14 protein-coding genes and 1 other RNA gene are annotated in these 17,038 nt (G+C 55.7%); 10 read left to right on the top strand and 5 right to left on the bottom strand.

Annotated features, from left to right (window positions below; genetic code table 11):
- Positions 1 to 260 precede the first annotated feature (260 nt).
- Entirely contained in the window at positions 261 to 1,232 is a 972-nt protein-coding gene (locus tag KUF55_RS06275; protein ID WP_218818330.1) for a hypothetical protein, read from the top strand.
- 788 nt (positions 1,233 to 2,020) lie between these two features.
- Here the strand turns inward: KUF55_RS06275 and KUF55_RS06280 are convergent.
- The 4 genes from KUF55_RS06280 to KUF55_RS06295 all read right to left on the bottom strand — a co-directional run bounded on the left by KUF55_RS06280 (position 2,021) and on the right by KUF55_RS06295 (position 7,137).
- Positions 2,021 to 2,353 (bottom strand): hypothetical protein, encoded by a 333-nt coding sequence (locus KUF55_RS06280; protein WP_218818331.1) that lies wholly within the window; start codon positions 2,351 to 2,353, stop codon positions 2,021 to 2,023.
- A 465-nt stretch (positions 2,354 to 2,818) separates the two neighbouring features.
- Entirely contained in the window at positions 2,819 to 4,831 is a 2,013-nt protein-coding gene (locus KUF55_RS06285; RefSeq protein ID WP_218818332.1) for a hypothetical protein, read from the bottom strand.
- A 179-nt stretch (positions 4,832 to 5,010) separates the two neighbouring features.
- Positions 5,011 to 5,166 carry a hypothetical protein gene (locus tag KUF55_RS06290; protein WP_218818333.1) on the bottom strand — a complete coding sequence of 52 codons (156 nt, stop codon included), beginning with the start codon at positions 5,164 to 5,166 and terminating at the stop codon, positions 5,011 to 5,013.
- A 306-nt stretch (positions 5,167 to 5,472) separates the two neighbouring features.
- Positions 5,473 to 7,137, bottom strand: coding sequence for a recombinase family protein (locus KUF55_RS06295; protein WP_218818334.1), 1,665 nt, complete (start codon positions 7,135 to 7,137; stop codon positions 5,473 to 5,475).
- Positions 7,138 to 7,300: 163 nt separating this feature from the next.
- Here KUF55_RS06295 and KUF55_RS06300 point away from each other — a divergent pair, with 163 nt between their 5' ends.
- The 9 genes from KUF55_RS06300 to ssrA all read left to right on the top strand — a co-directional run bounded on the left by KUF55_RS06300 (position 7,301) and on the right by ssrA (position 14,853).
- Positions 7,301 to 7,708 carry a TadE family protein gene (locus KUF55_RS06300; protein WP_132364715.1) on the top strand — a complete coding sequence of 136 codons (408 nt, stop codon included), beginning with the start codon at positions 7,301 to 7,303 and terminating at the stop codon, positions 7,706 to 7,708.
- A 34-nt stretch (positions 7,709 to 7,742) separates the two neighbouring features.
- Positions 7,743 to 8,126: a hypothetical protein gene (locus KUF55_RS06305; protein WP_132364717.1), complete on the top strand. Its 384-nt coding sequence runs from the start codon at positions 7,743 to 7,745 to the stop codon at positions 8,124 to 8,126.
- A gap of 91 nt (positions 8,127 to 8,217) precedes the next feature.
- The gene (locus KUF55_RS06310) at positions 8,218 to 8,619 is read left to right on the top strand and encodes a hypothetical protein (RefSeq protein WP_218818335.1); all 402 of its coding nucleotides are present in this window, start codon (positions 8,218 to 8,220) and stop codon (positions 8,617 to 8,619) included.
- A gap of 184 nt (positions 8,620 to 8,803) precedes the next feature.
- Positions 8,804 to 9,919, top strand: coding sequence for a peptide chain release factor 2 (prfB, locus tag KUF55_RS06315; RefSeq protein WP_132364721.1), 1,116 nt, complete (start codon positions 8,804 to 8,806; stop codon positions 9,917 to 9,919).
- A gap of 609 nt (positions 9,920 to 10,528) precedes the next feature.
- A complete protein-coding gene (ftsE, locus tag KUF55_RS06320; RefSeq protein WP_132365018.1) occupies positions 10,529 to 11,356 on the top strand; it encodes a cell division ATP-binding protein FtsE in 828 nt (275 codons plus the stop codon).
- Positions 11,353 to 12,267 (top strand): permease-like cell division protein FtsX, encoded by a 915-nt coding sequence (gene ftsX, locus KUF55_RS06325; protein WP_132364723.1) that lies wholly within the window; start codon positions 11,353 to 11,355, stop codon positions 12,265 to 12,267. The genes ftsE and ftsX overlap by 4 nt, the downstream gene beginning before the upstream one ends.
- A gap of 97 nt (positions 12,268 to 12,364) precedes the next feature.
- The gene (locus KUF55_RS06330) at positions 12,365 to 13,774 is read left to right on the top strand and encodes a M23 family metallopeptidase (protein ID WP_255557359.1); all 1,410 of its coding nucleotides are present in this window, start codon (positions 12,365 to 12,367) and stop codon (positions 13,772 to 13,774) included.
- A gap of 56 nt (positions 13,775 to 13,830) precedes the next feature.
- Positions 13,831 to 14,313 carry an SsrA-binding protein SmpB gene (gene smpB / locus KUF55_RS06335; RefSeq protein ID WP_132364727.1) on the top strand — a complete coding sequence of 161 codons (483 nt, stop codon included), beginning with the start codon at positions 13,831 to 13,833 and terminating at the stop codon, positions 14,311 to 14,313.
- A 169-nt stretch (positions 14,314 to 14,482) separates the two neighbouring features.
- Positions 14,483 to 14,853, top strand: a transfer-messenger RNA (tmRNA) gene (gene ssrA, locus KUF55_RS06340).
- A gap of 147 nt (positions 14,854 to 15,000) precedes the next feature.
- Here the strand turns inward: ssrA and KUF55_RS06345 are convergent.
- Positions 15,001 to 16,788: an HNH endonuclease signature motif containing protein gene (locus KUF55_RS06345; protein WP_218818336.1), complete on the bottom strand. Its 1,788-nt coding sequence runs from the start codon at positions 16,786 to 16,788 to the stop codon at positions 15,001 to 15,003.
- Between the last annotated feature and the right edge of the window lie 250 nt (positions 16,789 to 17,038).

Below are 17,038 nucleotides of genomic sequence, written 5' to 3' on the forward strand. Positions count from 1 at the left end.
GGAAGATCAGCATAGGGCACTGGGCCTATTTGCAAAACCGGGTGCAGTGAAATCTGTACTGGATCTAAGGATCGACAGTTATATAGTTCCATGGAGAGCAAACGCTACGACTGCGAGGGACACCCCGGAGCTGCGCACATACTATGAGAATCGTGGCTATTGGGACGACCTATGGTCAAAGCAGCGATCTGGTCCTAACGGAGCAACCCCAGTACGCTTGGATTCTCATCCGAGGCGAGGATATGTGGAGGTGATTTTGGATGGATATGATCAAACCGGACCTTTCCACGTTAGCTAACAAGCTGAAGGCGGCAGAAGGGATTGCTACTTGGGAAACGCCCAGAGACCTCGCTCGAATTAGTCTCGACGCAATTTCTGCGCAGGAGTCCCTTGGTAGGACACAACGCTCAGAAGGACACCTTCGTCTAACTGGAGACGGAGTGGACGGTCACACCGCTTCCCTCGAAGAAGTCGGAATACTTATGACTAGATGGCAGAAGCTCGTGACCGCAATCGGAGGCTCGTCTTTAGGTTTCAAGGGATTGCGCGGCCGGATGTCGCCACTGGTTTCGACCCAAACGAAACTCTTACTAAATGCTGGCGCGACGCCCGGCTCAGTCATGTTGGAATTTACTGCAGCGCAAGCTCCCGCTGAGGAACTGTATCCTAATGGCGATGTTCCCATGGGCGATATTGCAGAAGAGCCATTGGTTGATGTGGCAATGAAGAAGTCACTCCTTTTACTGAGTTCGGTTGTTGAGCTTGGGCCTGATGTGGAGGACGGAAAATTCCTCGAAGAAGTCGTTGAACTCGGGCCCCGCGCAGCATCTGCACTTACGGAGATGGCAAAAGCCGTTTCGGCTGGCCATTTCGATCTTGAAGTTGAGTGGCGCGAACCTAGCCAACCCACACTTCGGACACGTCTTCGGGCAGGCGACGCTCGAAGAATTGCCGACATTGTCACTTCCAGGAAGCTCGATAGCGAGCCTGAGACGTTGGACGGCATAATCCACACTATTACTGATATCTCCAGCATTCACCTGCAACTCGATAGCGGCGAGATGATCTCGATTAAGCCAGGAAAAATTGGGCACGAGGACCTGCGTCCCATTAGCCACGGCGATCGGGTTCAAATCGAAGTTGATGTGAAGACGACGCAAAGAATCGGTGAGGATCCGTCTCCGACGTACATAGCGAAGTCCATTCGCCGGGCAACCACGTATAGACGATAATCGAGTTGAGTCCGTGGTTTACGGGCCGGTATGTTTACTTGCCAAGTCGTGAATTTCCCAAACACCCTGCCCAGCGTTCCTGAGGGGCACCGGCCAAAGTTTCGGGCAACGTCACCGCATGCGATCAATTAACTCTGCCAGTGTGAAAGTGCTGTGGGGAGGGGTTGCTTGAGTTGATGGGTTGACCTGGCATGAGGTGGTAGGGGAGATGTTCCACCCTCGAATAATCTTCGGTGGAGAGCTCATGTCGCGACTGCTTGTGCGGGAGTATGGAATTCGTTTGACACGCACGCTAGCCCCAAGTCAGGAGCTGTTCCGGATAGGGCCTTAGGGGAGACCTGCCCCACCCCCTAACGGAGAGTCTCCGCTCACTCAGGCCAAGTGTTCCGTGGTGTGGAGCCATGATGCGAGAGGTTGAGGCAGAACCAACCATTCGAGGGGTGGGGTGGGTCCCTCTGGGGCACAGCGTCAGCCTCTCCCAGACCTTGGCCTAGTATCTCCCCACGTGATTTTCACGCCTCTACAGCCCTCCCAGTCATCCTGCCAGCTAGTGCTCACGTTCACCCTGCGATGCCTTAAAGATTGATCCTGTGACGTTTGGCGGGTACATGGGCGACACCTCCATGAGCTACACCTCCAACAGCTACACCTCCAACAGCTACACCTTCAACAGCTACACCTTCAACAGCTACACCTTCAACAGCGCGAGCTGTCAACCCCCAATTCTGCGAAGGTTTAATAGGTTTCATGTGAGGCAGGTTACCTGGAATGGGTGATCTGGTGGGCACTCATTGCGAGTTGTAGAGGGCCGCGAGGTAATCCCTGCGGCGTGCAATCGCTCGTGTGAACTTCGCTGCCCGCTTTTCGTGGGCTTCGTACGCTTCCCAGCCCTCGGGATCTTCCCAGTGGAGCGGAGGCAATCCGGATATTGACGGATTCGGTCGGCTGTCCCGGATTTCCTCCAGTCGCCTGCAATCGTCATCCGTGTAGCTGACGACGTACGTCACCGTATCCTCGTACCATTCCCCAGTCGAGTAGCTCCCGAACCACTCGCGGTCGGTTAGCGCGGTCGCGGTCTTAGTAATGGTCAGGCCGTTTACTGTCTTTTGCTGCTTGGTCATAATTTCCGCCTTCTGCGGTAGTGGTTTCTTTGAAGGCGTCGCTGAATCGTTTGTCGTTTGCGGGTGCTGTTGGCTGTTATCGGATCAAGTGGGTTCCTCTCGACGATCTTGCACAGTGTACTTGCGCATCTTTTTCGACCAAAAAATCCCTGGAATCCGGGGCTAGATCGACTTTTTGGCCTCAATCTGGCGCTTGCGCAGCTTCTCCCCGTTCCTCCTAAGGGCCATGCAAAACTTTTTCTGGTTTTCTTCTTTTTCTCCGTTACGGTGTTACGGTCAAAAGCTGTGCAAGCTGTGCAAGTAGTCGTTATTGATAGATAGATATAGTAGTAAAAAGATTGAAATGTAGGGGTAAAAGGGGGTAGGGGTAGGAGGAAATGGGGTTGCGGAGAAGAAAATTCTCTCCGCTAGATTTGCAGACCTCTCCGCAACCCAGTCCGCAAGCAGTAGCCTTGCCCCCTGTCGTTAGAGCGTTGACACCACCTTCTTGGCCTGATCCATCAATTCCTGATTGGTGATCCGGAACCAGTAGGTGATTTGCTGCTCACCCCGGATGGTGGCTCGGGCTTCCTTACTGAACTTGACGCCCAAGCGGGACCACTCGTTTTCGGCTCGGGTGAGCATTCCACCAAGTTTTTGTGGTTTGATCGGCTCGCGGTTGCCATAGTGCTCCTGAACACGTTCGGACATTGTGGATGGCTGGTAACGGTGCAACATTTCCTTCGTGCCGATCACCCCTTCGTATGCCTCATGCTCCTCAATGTAGGTGCCGTGCTGTCGCACGAGTGAGGCAATGGTCAACAGGAGCGGGTCATCCAACAGGTCCTCGGAAAGTGTGTTCAAGGACTTGATGTAATGATCCAGTCCCTTGGTTTCCCAGAGCTTGTCCAGTGCCCATAGGACACGAGCGTAAGACTGCATACGCATTCCCTCGGGACCGCTGGAAGGGAAGGGAGGAGCTTCTGAGAGCTTCGGGGCAATCTTGGCAACGAGTGTCAGGAGCGCTCCGTAGATCTCCGGGTGAGCGGCCACGATGTTGTCATTCAGTGCCTGTTCGCTGCTCTGGGCAACGAGAACGCTGTTGAGGTTGATCGGAACCATTCGGCTCTTCAAGTCTCCTCGAAGGTGACCGGTCTCGATGCCGTTGAGGATCAAGCTTGAATCGATCTTCAGGGTGACAACATCGGAGTCCGTCCGAAGCTTTCGCTTCTCGTGGGTGGTCCCATGAACTACCTGACAAAGGGTGTCGGATAGTTCCGCTGAAACCTTGGACACGTTGTCATACATGGTGACTCGGGCCTTGGACATGGCAACCATGACATCGTCTTCCGAGTCCTTGAACTTACCTACCTTACCAAGGACCAAACCCCCTTCGACTGCGTACTTGACCGCTGCTGTTGCCGTTGACTTACCGGCTCCGGAACCACCAAGGAGCATCATAATTGGGCTGTTGTGGTTCGGGAACATGTGGTTGATCATCCATGCCACCATGAGCGGCCAATCGGCTGGAGCCACGTTGGCATAGGGGAGGAGGTGCTTCTCAAGCTTGCCTCGGGCATCCTGAAAACTGACTACAGCCGGGTTCTGGATCGGGAGGACTGACCCATCACGGAGGAAGGCTGTACCGGTCGCGTAGGGGAGGGAAGTCTGAATTGACCATGCACCGTCCTTGATGAGGACCGCATTGTTGTTGTCCGTTCCAAGGTCAATCCAGATATCGCCGGAGACGGTTTGGAAGGTGCGGGAGGCCAACTTGTATACGTAGTTGGACGCTGCACACATGCCCTCAATGGTTGAAACAACGGAGGCTACAGCTCCGTTCGGAACAACCTTCCCGGTGGAGGTGAAGTAGGTGCGAGTCATCCAGTGACGGAGTTCGGAACTCCCGACTTCGTAGGCACGGAGACCAAGCAGTGCCTTGTCATTCGGAAGCACGAAGAGCTGTTCCCGGTCGGCAGTACGGGCAAGTGTGAAATTAGCGGCAATGAGTCTGAAGAGCACGGTCGCTGGGTCGTCGTCATCGTTGCCGGTCGGTCCTTCGGCATCCTCGGATGATTCCGGGGTGATAGTAAGGTGCCCATTCATGCTGGCCATGGAGAAGATGGTATCTGCGAAGTGTTCGATCACCTCGGAGACTAAAGCTCCACGTTCAATCGGCGGGTTGTGGAACTGGATTCCGATATTGCGGGAGAACTCACCGAACGCCATTGCCATGTTCTTGATCTTTGCGTTCTCGTGAGCAAATCGGGGGAGTAGGAGAACGAGGTGCGACTTGTTGTTCACCATACCGGCCAGTTCATTCTCGGCAACGTTCTTGCCCTTGGTCCAATCGGTGAGCGGTGTGCCGTCCATGTGGAGAACGTGCGAGCTGAAGCCTAGTGCGTTGAGGGCCTTTGCATCGGCCTGATCCTGCACTAGGAAGTGAAGATCCGGTTCGGTGGAGCCGGTGAAGTTGGAGCTGAGTGAAATCTTTGCCACTGTTTAAGTCCTGTTCGTTAGGGTGGCACGCTCCTCAGAGTCGTACCGATTAATGGGGGAGTGCTCATTGGTCCTCCTAGACCGTTGCGCGGGTTTTGCTTCTCGTTTCGGCCCACCGGACGCCCTCCTAGGCGGTTCCGGTTTCATCTTCGCCTGGGCGTCGCAGTGGGCGGTCTATGTCATTCGATTATCAATTCGAGCTCGGAGACCTTCAGCTGCTTCTGCACAATACGGGCATCAAGTCCAGCCAGTTTGGCGCGCATGCGATTCTCTGCCTTTGCCCTGAGCGTCTTGGTGTAGCTCAGCTCCAGCCTTGCTCTATGTAGCGGTCCCATAACAATTTCCTACTTTCTTGTTTTTCGGTTGACTTCTTTGTTCGTACTAGTCTATTATACACCACAAATTTGCCCATCTGGTTTATACCCGTACGATTCAGTGTTGTCAAATCCATTCGGGCATCAAAAAAGCCGGGACCATACGGTCTCCGGCTTGGGGCGTGGCGACTGTGTAGGTAGTGTGGGGGGTACCTCGGGTTCCTTTGGTTGGGAAAACTATCAGCCTTGATTATACCGGATTCAGGTTCAGAAGGGAAGGCCCCCATCACTCGGCAGGGGCCACGTCTTACGGCGAGCGCTCACCGGTCATCCCTTGGTGATCAACTTGGCCCAAAATTCCTCGTTCTGTTTCTTTGTGCGAGATCCGTCTACCGGATTCCAACCGCCTGGGGTGCTCCCAGTAACCGCTCTGGTATCGACGGTCCACTCTCCCAGTGTGGTTGTTCCCGCCTTGATCCTCTTGATCCTGCTAGCTATTGGCTCACGGGATGACGCCGAGCCTTCCTTGAGCTCCCACGGGTTCATCGCATTGACCCGTATCCATTTGTCGCATAGCTTCTGACCGAGTGGCGTATACGAGTAGTCGATGACCTCGGGGGAGAAGCGCTTACCTTGTCCACCTTTACGGATCTTGATCTCAGCGAATACCGATGTCAGGAGATCCCGCCTAAGGTCCATCGGTGCCGCATTCCATCCGTCGAGTTCGTACCCTTCGAAGATGCTCAGCGTCTTGTCTTGGTTGAGGTTGAACAACTCGGCGTCCAGCTCGGATATCTTCTCCGCGTGCTTGGCTTCCTTACGCTTGATGATTGACGGGCTGATGTCTGTCTCAATCGCTTCTGAGATCCATTCATCATGAGCTATCGAGATCCGGTGCTTCTCGCCCTGTACCTCAGTCAGTCGGCGTGCTGTGCCCTCCTGCTGCGCTCGGATCTCTTTGTGTTGGGACAGGAGATCCAGTGCATGAGTGGATATCGCCGCTTCCAGTTTCTCGGCTGTAATCGTGACGTGTTTCGTCGTGGGGCAACGGTAAGACCTCGGAGATCCTGCACCACCACGTTGGCCTGCGTTCATCCCTCGATCACAGCCCGGCTCAGCACATCGGATGATGTTGGTCAACAGTCGGACATCATGCCGTGTAACACCGGAGATCCGTTTTCCCAGCTTCTTCCTCTCGATCAAGTCCTGGATCTCGGAGAACTGTTCCGGTGTTAGGAGCGGCTTCCAGCCTTTGAGTTCATACAGTGTTCCTCGGTAGTCCTGTTTCCCCATGAGTCGCGGACGGGTGAAGTAGTTCCGTACCGTGCCGGGTGTCCACTGCTTCCCGCCTTGTTTCCCGGTCTGTGGGGTCAAGAGACCGGCAATGTTCCAGACCTCGGAGATCCGATAGAAGGACCACCGCTGTTCTTCATCCTCGGAGAGCAGGTGCTTAGCGGCCTGCCGTACTGCCTTGGCTTCCTTGTCTACCCACGTCCCATCCCGCTCCTGACCAAACGGACGGATCGAACCACGATAGGTCCCAGCCCCGGCGATACGTTGGTTGGCTAGTTTGATGCGCTCGGACTTGATCCGTTGTTCGTGCTTGCCCATGAGTGACTGGATACGTGTCATGAACTCAGAAGAGGCAGAGTCAACGGTGACCCGTGATCCGTCCACACCATAACCGTCAATCCCAGCCAACAGGAAACGGTCTAGATCATTGTTGTGTCCGCGCTCCAGTCGGTCCTGTTTCCAGAAGACCACGTGAGAGGGTGCCTCCGACAGCATGGCCTCAAACTCTGGCCTAGTAGCTCCTGAGGTGGCACTGAAATTGTTATCCCGGTAGATCTTTCCCAGCGTCCAACCTTGACGGGAGATCCACTCCTGGCAGACTTTGACCTGTTGTTCCGTGGACAGGCCCTCATCATCCGTGCCTTGCTTCTTATCCTGAGAAAGTCGGGCGTAGATAGCCGCAGTTGGGGGAGTAGTCATGAATCAATTCTAACTTACGTGAGTCCCTATCATCTGGTGGGTCATGATCACTTTGATGAGCGCATTGTTGGTTGCAGCTCTTCTGGCGGTAGCAGGGCCCCGTCTGGAGGAACTCTTCAACCAAGCCATCGACCGCGTAGCAGGCATGGGCTAGCGAGTCATCATGCCTCGGCCAGCACGGCATTCCAATGAAGGTGCCGAGGACAACGAACGAGGATCCGCGGTTGCCGAATTCGTGATGGTCTCTGCGCTGCTCATTGCCGTGTTTCTAGCCATCCTGCAGCTCACCTTTGCCCTCCACGTCAGGAATACCCTGCTTGATGCAGCGGCGTCCGGCGCCCGCTACGGCACGCTGGCCGATCGGGGGCCGGGCGACGGGATTTATCGTACGCAGGAGATTATCCGCGGGGCGCTTAACGACCGATTTGCCTCGGATGTTCAGGCCACGTCCACCACTGTTGGTGGAACACCGGGGCTACGCATTACCGTGCGGACAGCGATACCGGTTTTTGGTCTGTTCCCATTCGTGGGTGAGTTTATTGTTCACGGGGAATCGGTGCGCTATGGATAAATCCAGAAAGGAGGGACTCCAAGAAGGATCCTCAATGATCGAGTTCATTTTCTTGGTGGTGCTTCTCCTGGTGCCGCTGGTCTATTTGGTTGTCGGTGCCGCATCCATTCAGGCTGCCAGCTACGCGGCGGTGGGGGCAGCCGATCATGCCGCTAAGGTGTTTGTCACCGCAGAAGATGAGGGACAGGCTCAGGCTCGCGCGTCAGATGCCGTCCGTCGTGCAGCGGCGAACATGGAGATCGGCGCGGATCGAACCAACTTTAGCTATAGCTGCAACGGTGTTTGCTTATCCCCTGGTAGTACCGTGACCATTCGAGTGAGCATCGAGATTAGTCTTCCGTTGCTTCCCGAGGGCTGGGGCTGGCGCACTGGCAATGTGTCATCGAACGCCACGCAGAGAGTTGACCTCTATGGATAGGCTCCAGGGACTTCAGAATCGGATGCTCACGCGAATCAGACGGATCCGTGCTGCCCAACGCCGGGGTGAGGCTGATGCTGGGCAGTCCATCGTGTTAATTATTGGGATGATCGCCATAGCGTTGTTGGCCATCAGTGTGATGTTGGCGGCTACTTCCGTGAACGTGCAGGCGCACAAGCTATTGTCCCTGGCCGATGGGGCGGTTACCGCTGCCGCAGACAACTTCGAGCTCACAGCCGGCGGCGACCAAGTTGCCACTCTCCAGTTGAATTCCGAGGAAGTCAGACACGCAGCGGAGAAGTACCTCGCGGATGTAAGCGCCGGAGCAGACTTCGCTGATCTTCGGATCATCAGCGCCGGTGCCGAGCCCGACGCGGTGACAGCGCATGTGCAACTGGGCGCAGTGGTTCATCCGCCAATTATCGGTTGGCTTATCCCGCGCGGGGTTTCCATCCATGTTGATTCCTATGCTCGTACCTTGCTTTCTCGGTGACATATGGATTCGACTACGAGCACCATCGTGCACTTTGTCCTCCGAGTCAGCGATGGTCGTAGCTTCGGCGCTCGCCGAAAACGCCGAAAATAGGATGCGTGCCAAGGTCATGTTTCGATCAGGCTGGCTAAAAAGCGCGCTGGGGCAAAGCGTGGTGCCGTAAATGTCGTAGGCTGGAACCACCATGGCCTCAACTGACTTTCCCGCCGAAATCCGTTCACTGCGCTCCACCTATGCTTCGATTGAAGAGGTTTCCGATGTGCCGCGCATCCGCGCGGACATCGCGATGCTCTCCGAAGAAGCCGGAGTTCCCGATCTTTGGGATAACCCGGCGGCTGCTCAAATTGTCACGTCGAAACTCTCACACCGACAATCTGAACTTGAGCGGTTGACGACGATCGGTACTCGTATCGAGGACTTGGAAGTACTTGTCGAACTCGCTGAGATGGAGGACGACGAAGACGCTTTGCAGGAAGCCGAAATTGAGCTCAAGTCTGTGCGAAAGTCGTTGGCTGATCTTGAAGTGGTTACACTGCTTTCCGGTGAATTCGATTCCCGTCACGCAGTTGTCACGATTCGGGCGGGTGCTGGCGGCGTGGACGCTGCCGATTTCGCTGAGATGTTGATGCGGATGTATCTGCGGTGGGCCGAAAAGCACGGTTACTCAACGCAGGTTATGGACACGTCCTACGCGGAAGAAGCGGGTCTGAAGTCTGCAACGTTCGAAGTCAACGCGCCATATGCCTTCGGTACATTGTCCGTAGAAGCTGGTACACACCGGCTGGTACGAATCTCGCCATTCGATAACCAGGGCCGTCGCCAGACCTCCTTCGCCGCGGTAGAAGTAATTCCGCTGATTGAACAGAACGATTCCGTCGAAATTCCGGAGAACGAAATCCGAGTTGACGTGTATCGCTCTTCGGGTCCGGGTGGGCAATCGGTTAACACCACGGACTCGGCTGTTCGAATGACGCATATTCCCACCGGAATCGTCGTTTCGATGCAGAACGAAAAATCGCAGATCCAAAACCGCGCAGCCGCCTTGCGGGTGCTGCAGTCACGGTTGCTGTTGGTGAAGAAGGCCGAACAGGATGCACAGAAGAAGCAGCTGGCTGGTGATGTGAAGGCATCATGGGGCGATCAGATGCGATCCTACGTGCTCAATCCGTACCAAATGGTCAAGGACCTTCGCACCGAACACGAAGTTGGAAACACCTCCGCGGTGTTCGATGGTGAAATCGATGACTTCATCGATGCTGGCATCCGCTGGAGAGCCTCCCAGCGTCGTCCGACGGACTAAGCAGCCAAGCCGTGATGGGTTACTCGAAAACGTTTCAGTACGTTTCGATGTAACCCATTTCTGTTTTGGGGCTGTTTTAGGTCAGCGAGACCATGGGTAGGCCCTCGAATGAATGAATGAATGAATGAATGAATGAATTGCGTTCGTTCTGTGGATGTTGCTGGGCAATATTCGGTGGCGGACTAAGCGTTTCGAGAGCGGATAACTACCGAAGACGCCGTTGGCTAGATCACAGGTGTTGGCTTCTTTTCGAAAATAGAGATTGGAACTCTCCCAAAGTCGGATCGAGCTGGATCATCCGCCGCGAGGAATGAAGCGAAGGTTCATTCCTTCGTCCCAAGTCGTGGCCCAACTATGTTTATTCGTAGTTGGGACAGCGCTTCTGGTGGGTAGTGGCCGAGCGGCAGCAAAACGGAGAGTAGTCTGCATACTTCCGTGTATAAACGAGAACAGCTGGCTTTCATCCGGCTCACAGAATGGTGACACACCCCCGCTTTGTGTCGGGTGGTGCTGTTCGGGCGGATAGAGTTCAAGTGCTGGCTATGCAACTTCCTCAAACCAAGTCCCGTGCCTGGATCACGCGCCGGCGATCCTGCGGGCAGAGCTGCGATGATTAGATTCGAAAACGTCACGATGGTCTATGACCAGAAGTCACGCCTTGGCTCGGAAAACGCGCGCCCCGGTCTTGACGACGTAACCATTGAAATTGACCGTGGCGATTTTGCGTTTCTTGTTGGGGCTTCTGGCTCCGGCAAATCCACGTTCCTTCGCCTCATCCTGCGCGAAATCGTTGCTACGGGTGGAGCCGTCCACGTTGCTGGGCAGAATGTTGCTCGCATCCCATCGTGGCGCGTGCCCAAATTGCGTCGTGGCATCGGAGTTGTCTTCCAAGACTTCCGCCTCCTGCCGCAGAAGAACGTTTTTGAAAACGTGGCCTTTGCCATGCAGGTCGTCGGAGAGAGCCGAAGTGCCATCCGTGACCATGTCCCCGAGATCTTGAAGCTTGTTGGGCTCGAAGGCAAAGAGAAACGACGCCCGGATGAACTCTCCGGTGGCGAACAGCAACGAGTGGCTATTGCCCGTGCTATCGCCAACAAGCCTCAGATCCTCCTCGCAGATGAGCCGACCGGAAACTTGGATCCGGCCACCAGCGTGGGCATCATGAACGTCCTAGACAGGATTAATCAAAACGGCACCACAGTATTGATGGCCACGCATGATGACGGCATCGTCAATTCAATGCGCCGCCGCGTTGTGGAATTGTCACTCGGCAAGATTGTGCGAGATGAAACCGCCGGTGAATACACCTCAATGATTCCGGTAATCAACCAGGACGGCACGCGCGAATTGCGACAGGCCGACCACAGCACCTGGCACAAACCGCAGACCGGCAGCCAGGCCTTTGCGCCGTTCGACACTGAGGACGATTTGCCATGAAACTCGGATTCATTCTCGGCGAAGTAGGCTCCGGCCTCCGTCGAAACCTCTCCATGGTGGTTTCTGTTGTCTTGGTAACCTTCATCTCGTTGACGTTCGTGGGCACCGCAGCACTCATGCAGATGCAGGTCACGCAGATGAAGGGCTACTGGTACGACAAAGTCCAGGTGGCTATTTACCTGTGCGGCGAACATAACGAAGGAACGAATTGCACGACTGGCGCTGTGAGCGAAGGACAGCGCGGCGAAATTGAATCGATGTTGGGTTCCTCTGCCGTCAAGCCCTATGTGGACAGCTTCGAATACGAATCAAAGGAACAGGCAGTAACGCATTTCCGCGAGCAGTTCTCCAACTCATCGATGATTGACACCGTTACAGCTGATCAACTTCCTGAGTCGTTCCGAGTTTCACTCGTTGATCCTGAGAAGTATCAGATCATCAAGGAACTTTTCTCGTCCATGGATGGGGTTGACGTGGTTGTGGACCAACGAGAACTGTTGGAGAAGGTGTTCTCCATCATCAATATTGCATCCGTTGTTGCCATTGGAATTGCCGGTGTCATGATCCTGTGTGCTGTCCTGCTGGTTGGCACCACGATCCGCCTCTCGGCCTATTTGCGGCGACGTGAAACAGGCATCATGCGGCTCGTTGGAGCCTCGAAATCTTCCCTGCAATTACCCTTCGTCTTAGAGGGGATCGTCTCAGCGCTTATCGGTGCGCTACTAGCCGGTGGCGTTCTGTGGGCGGCGGTTAAATTCCTCATCGATGGCAAGCTAGCGTTGGAGTATAAGGACACCGCATTCATTTCTACGGGTGAGGTCTTCATGGTCGCTCCGTGGCTGATCTTGCTCGGCGTAATTTTGGCTGGTGTATCGTCATTGGTAACCTTGCGCCGTTACCTGAAGGTTTAGTGCGTCGTATTTCTGCCTCAAATTCAGTTCTCGTCAGACTAGAAGGACATTTATGTTAGCCAAAGCAGTATGGAGTCGCGTTGCGCGAACGAGTGCCGTGGGTGCGTTGTCAATCGCGCTCTTGGTTTCCGGAACCGCAGCTATCCACGCCGATGAGCTAGATGACCGCAAGGTCGAAATTGAGCAGAACATCGATCACCTCTCCGAAGACCTTGAACTCCTTGGTGCGGATATCAAGGAAGCCGATGCGAAACTCCGCGGACTGCAGGCTCAGCTTCCCGCTGCCGAACAAGCCTTGGCCGAGGCACAAGGCAAGGTTAAACAAGCCGCGGACGAAGCGGCAGATCTCGCGCAAAGGGTTCAGGCCGCTCGTGAATCACGAGATCAACTGAACGTGAAAATTGCCGAGGATAAGGCAAAGCTGGAAGATTCAAAGGAAATCATCGGTCAGATAGCAACCGAGGCCTACAAGCGCGGAGGTGTTTCCTCCGATCTTTCGTTGTTGCTCAGTGCGAGTTCCGACGGCAATTTGGCCGCAGGAATGGATATGGCCGATCAAGCGATGCGTTCACAGAACGCGGCACTTGACGCTTTGTCGGAACAATCCGCCACCGACGCCAACTCGAAGCTCCGACTAGCTGCAGTGGAAGCGGAAATTACAGACCTCAAGGCAGCTGCCGACGCTGCGCTTGCCCGCGAGCAAGCTGCCCGCGATGACGCCGAGAACAAGAAGCGGGATCTGGACGGGATCATCGCTCAGACTGACGCACTCAGTGCCGAACTTCTTGCCCAACGACCGCAAATTCAGAAGAAATTGGCGGCGAACGAGACGGCACAGGCCAGCGTCAACGCTGAAATCAAGGCTCGGCAGGAACGGCTGATCCGTGAAGAAGCTGAGCGCAAGCGCAAGGAAGCCGCCGCAGAGGCGAAGCGCCAAGCGGTAGCCAAGGCAAAGTTCGAAGCTGAAGAGGCGGCCCGGGCCAAAAAGGCTAGGGAAGCTGCCGCTGCGCAAAATAAGAAAGACACTTACGTCGAGTCGAAATACGTTGCTCCGACGCCGCAGGCAGAGACACCCCGATCCAGCTCATGGGGTCTTATCAAGCCTGTGTCTGGTGGACACCAGACCTCTAGCTTTGGCTGGCGTCCCACACCCGCAGGAACCATCGACTATGGCGGACGCGGTGGTTACGTACACGCCGGCGTTGACTGGGGCTTTGGCGGGCAATGCGGTACTCCAGTTTATGCAGCAGCAGATGGCGAAGTCTGGATGGCCGGCTGGGGTGGAACCTCGGGTAACAAGGTGACCATCAGCCATGGCGTGATCGGTGGCAAGGCACTTGCTACCAATTACCACCACATGCAGAGCATCGTGGCGCGCGTCGGCCAACATGTCACTCAGGGGCAGGTCATTGGCTACGTGGGTACGACCGGAAACTCGACGGGTTGCCACATGCACTTTGAGACAATCGTTAATGGCACAGCAGTAAACCCATTGGGACTTCTCTAGCGGTAGGCTGTAAGCTCGCTTGATGAAGAAACCACTTGTGGAGAGGAGGTGCCAAAGTGGCTAAGAAAGACACTGATGAGCGGATTATTGCGAGCAATCGTAAGGCCAGGCACGATTTTGAGATCCTCGATACCTTTGAGGCCGGAATGGTTCTCAGCGGAACGGAAGTAAAGTCACTGCGCGAGGGCAAAGCGTCGCTGATTGACGGGTTCGGCCAGTTCTATCGCAACGAGCTCTACATCGAGAATGTTTATATTCCCGAGTACCTTAACGGTTCCTGGACGAACCATGCTGCCCGTCGCCGTCGCAAGCTGTTGCTTCACCGCGCGGAACTCTTGAAGATCGAACGCAAAATTAACGAGTCCGGTCTAACGATCGTTCCGTTGAGCTTGTACTTCAAAAAGGGTCGCGCAAAGATTGAGATTGGCGTAGCTCGAGGCAAGAAAGAATACGACAAGCGACAAACGTTGCGTGAGAAGCAGGACAATCGTGAAGCGCTTCGCACCATGCGCGAACGCAACCGTGGGGTCCGCGAATAGTTCCTCGGACGTCGTCCACTGATGCTTTGAAGCGGACGCATCTTCGGACTATCGTGAATACACGTTGGCCAAAGGAATACATGCGGCGCGAATGTGCGTTAGACTATTTACACGTGGATTTATTTCACGTGGTTGGGGTGGCGAAAGTTGCTCGTTGACAACAAAATACGGGGATGATCGGTTTCGACGGTGTGAGTCGCGACATGTGAAGCGGGCCGAGGATGCAAAGTTATCTCGTTAACGCTCTTTGCAAAACAATAAGTGCCGACTCAAAGCGCACTGACTTCGCTCTCGCTGCCTAAGCAGCCAGACCAGTCCGTTAGCCAGGGGATGCTATCGCCCCTGATCCTAACGTCATTTAGATAGCCACTGCGGGAAGTTAGTGTTACCGGAACGACCTGCAAAATTTAGGTAACTGTGCCCGGACCAGCCGCTTGTCTGCATGACGGCTGGGGCAGAGAAAATCCAACGCAGACTGCGCCCGGAGAAGACTTGGCAACACCACATCGGACGGGAGTTCAATTCTCCCCATCTCCACATTGAAGGCCCGACGGATCAATTTGATCCGTCGGGCCTTTCTTGGTTTAAATGGTCAGTGGTCTCTGGCCTTGAAGTTTAGGGATTAGAGATCATTGCACCATCTGCTCATGAGCGATGGAATCGGGCTGCGACCGCCGGGCCGTGGAGTTAGAACAGCCGTGGATTCGTCTGGCTATCATGTTGCCAGTGCGTGTTTCTGCGAGGTAGCTGCTCGGGGTCCATATATTTTGGCAAGATGACCGCGGGCAGGCCGTTGTGGTCCAGTACTAGCCGGATCTTTCCTGAATGAAAATCATGGTGGTGGGCGCTACACCCCGGCCCGGTGTTGGTCACGCTGGTGGAACCGCCATCTTCCCACGCATCGATATGGCACATCTGGCAATGCTCCGGTGACTCGGTACAGCCAGGAACCAAGCAGCCGCCGTCCCGCGCGAGAATTGCTTGCCGCATATATTCGGGGACGAATCGTTGCTCCCTACCGATGTCCAAAATCTGGCTCTGACCGCTGAAGACCACCGGCAGGACGCCGGAATCACATAACATTCGTCTGAGTTCGCCGGGGCTGATACTCAGCCCATGTGCACTGATCCCGGCTCGTTCGGCCAACCCAAGTAATGTTTCGAGTTGGCAATGGACCACCAAGGTCGCTTTCGCCAGCGCCCCGCTCTCCTTCTGTTTGGTGCCCTTGACGCTTCGTAAAACGTTGAGAATCGTTTGGAGGCGCCGACGAGCAGGGGAGAGGCCATCTTGCCCTGGGTCGTTGTCCAAGAAGTTGAAAGAGGGCAAGTCAGGTGGTGTTGTGTCGCTGCCGCGCTGTGGGCCGTTGACATGAGCTGTAGCAAGACCAAGGTCGTTGTACGTCGACCGCGGAAGCTGATCCTTGGGGGTCTCGGGATCCGCTGCCCATGCCGGGAGTCTAGGTGCATCAGCATCCGTATTCGCTGTTAATCGCTGCTCGTCGTCGTTGCTCGGCTCGACCGAAAAATCTGGTGACGTGGCATCCCGGGCCAATTTCTCTCGATTTCCGGCCGCCGTTCGGGGATTGTCGGCGTTGGCGAAATGGGACAGCAGCACCTCAGCCTCGATATTGAGCATGCATAGGCTGAAATAGCTGAAGTGTTCCGTGCGCCGAGTCAGGAAGATGCCGGTCTTGGAAGCGATCTCTTCGTCGCTGGGTTCGCTGGATGCGGTGTCCTCCAATGAGGCCCGCCAGGACGCGATCAATTTATTGGTGGCCGCGGGGCCCTGAGTATGAAGCGAATCGAGGGCTTGCTTTTCGATGGTGGTGGCCAAGGATGCGGCGTCGGGCCTGGACTGGATTTCTGGTGCCGCTGCGTCAAGTTTTTTTGCTACCTGAATGGCCTGCTTGGGATCGATGGTTCCGGCCTTGGCATCGGCCGATAGCCGCGGGTACCGAGCTGGGTGCTGAATCCCGTTGACATCCGTATGGGGCAGCATGGCGGTGCCCGCCCGGACCCGGTCCCGGCTCTCGAAATACCCGCATCCCAGCAGATGCTGGAGAAATTCAGTGGTGTTCTTGTGGGGCAGGCGGCCCGAGGGATGGGTGGCCGGGTCTGCCGGGAGCCGAGTGTCGGTGGCTAGGAAGTCCTCGGGGCGAGCCAAGGCATCGCTGAGCACCTCGAGGGTGGCCAGTGGCAACTCGTGGGCCAGCGTCCGCTGTGCGGCTTGTGCGGCAAGTACCTGAAGGTAGCTCGTTTGCCGGTGTGCCCGCTCGATCACCAGAGCCAGCGCCGCTGCCTCCGTTGGTGAGTGGGTTTCTGCCGCCAATTCGGCGGCGGCGGTGATGAAAAAGTTCTCTGCGGCAAGCAGCGCACGGAAACGATCGGCCCCTTTCGCGTGGAGATCGGGCCCCGAGGACGGGCCGGTGTACCCACGGTCATCTCTCTGGTGCTGGTTGGACTCTTGCTTGCTCATGACATCGAGCATGCGCGATGGAGCTATGCCGGTGCCATGGGGCAGGTGAAAGCTGTGGAGAACCGCTGCGGATGATCCTCATCTGCCATGTGGGTGGGGCCGAAAGGGCGAAGCCATGGTGCGGGGAAGTGGGTGCGGTGAGCGCCGGGCACACGTCTGGGGGTGCGCCGGATACAGAAGTGCGGCGCGTACCCCCGGCATGATGCCGAGCGGACGCGCCGCACTGATGGATCGTTATGGCCAGCGACCG

This window comes from Paeniglutamicibacter sp. Y32M11, assembly GCF_019285735.1.
Classification (GTDB): Bacteria; Actinomycetota; Actinomycetes; order Actinomycetales; family Micrococcaceae; genus Paeniglutamicibacter.

What these genes read in the sequence shown, in the direction of transcription:
- KUF55_RS06275 (WP_218818330.1), top strand. Translation starts at nt 261, where the DNA reads ATGGATATGATCAAACCGGACCTTTCCACGTTAGCTAACAAGCTGAAG.
- KUF55_RS06280 (WP_218818331.1), bottom strand. Translation starts at nt 2,353, where the DNA reads ATGACCAAGCAGCAAAAGACAGTAAACGGCCTGACCATTACTAAGACC.
- KUF55_RS06290 (WP_218818333.1), bottom strand. Translation starts at nt 5,166, where the DNA reads ATGGGACCGCTACATAGAGCAAGGCTGGAGCTGAGCTACACCAAGACG.
- KUF55_RS06295 (WP_218818334.1), bottom strand. Translation starts at nt 7,137, where the DNA reads ATGACTACTCCCCCAACTGCGGCTATCTACGCCCGACTTTCTCAGGAT.
- KUF55_RS06300 (WP_132364715.1), top strand. Translation starts at nt 7,301, where the DNA reads ATGCCTCGGCCAGCACGGCATTCCAATGAAGGTGCCGAGGACAACGAA.
- KUF55_RS06305 (WP_132364717.1), top strand. Translation starts at nt 7,743, where the DNA reads ATGATCGAGTTCATTTTCTTGGTGGTGCTTCTCCTGGTGCCGCTGGTC.
- prfB (WP_132364721.1), top strand. Translation starts at nt 8,804, where the DNA reads ATGGCCTCAACTGACTTTCCCGCCGAAATCCGTTCACTGCGCTCCACC.
- ftsE (WP_132365018.1), top strand. Translation starts at nt 10,529, where the DNA reads ATGATTAGATTCGAAAACGTCACGATGGTCTATGACCAGAAGTCACGC.
- ftsX (WP_132364723.1), top strand. Translation starts at nt 11,353, where the DNA reads ATGAAACTCGGATTCATTCTCGGCGAAGTAGGCTCCGGCCTCCGTCGA.
- KUF55_RS06345 (WP_218818336.1), bottom strand. Translation starts at nt 16,788, where the DNA reads ATGAGCAAGCAAGAGTCCAACCAGCACCAGAGAGATGACCGTGGGTAC.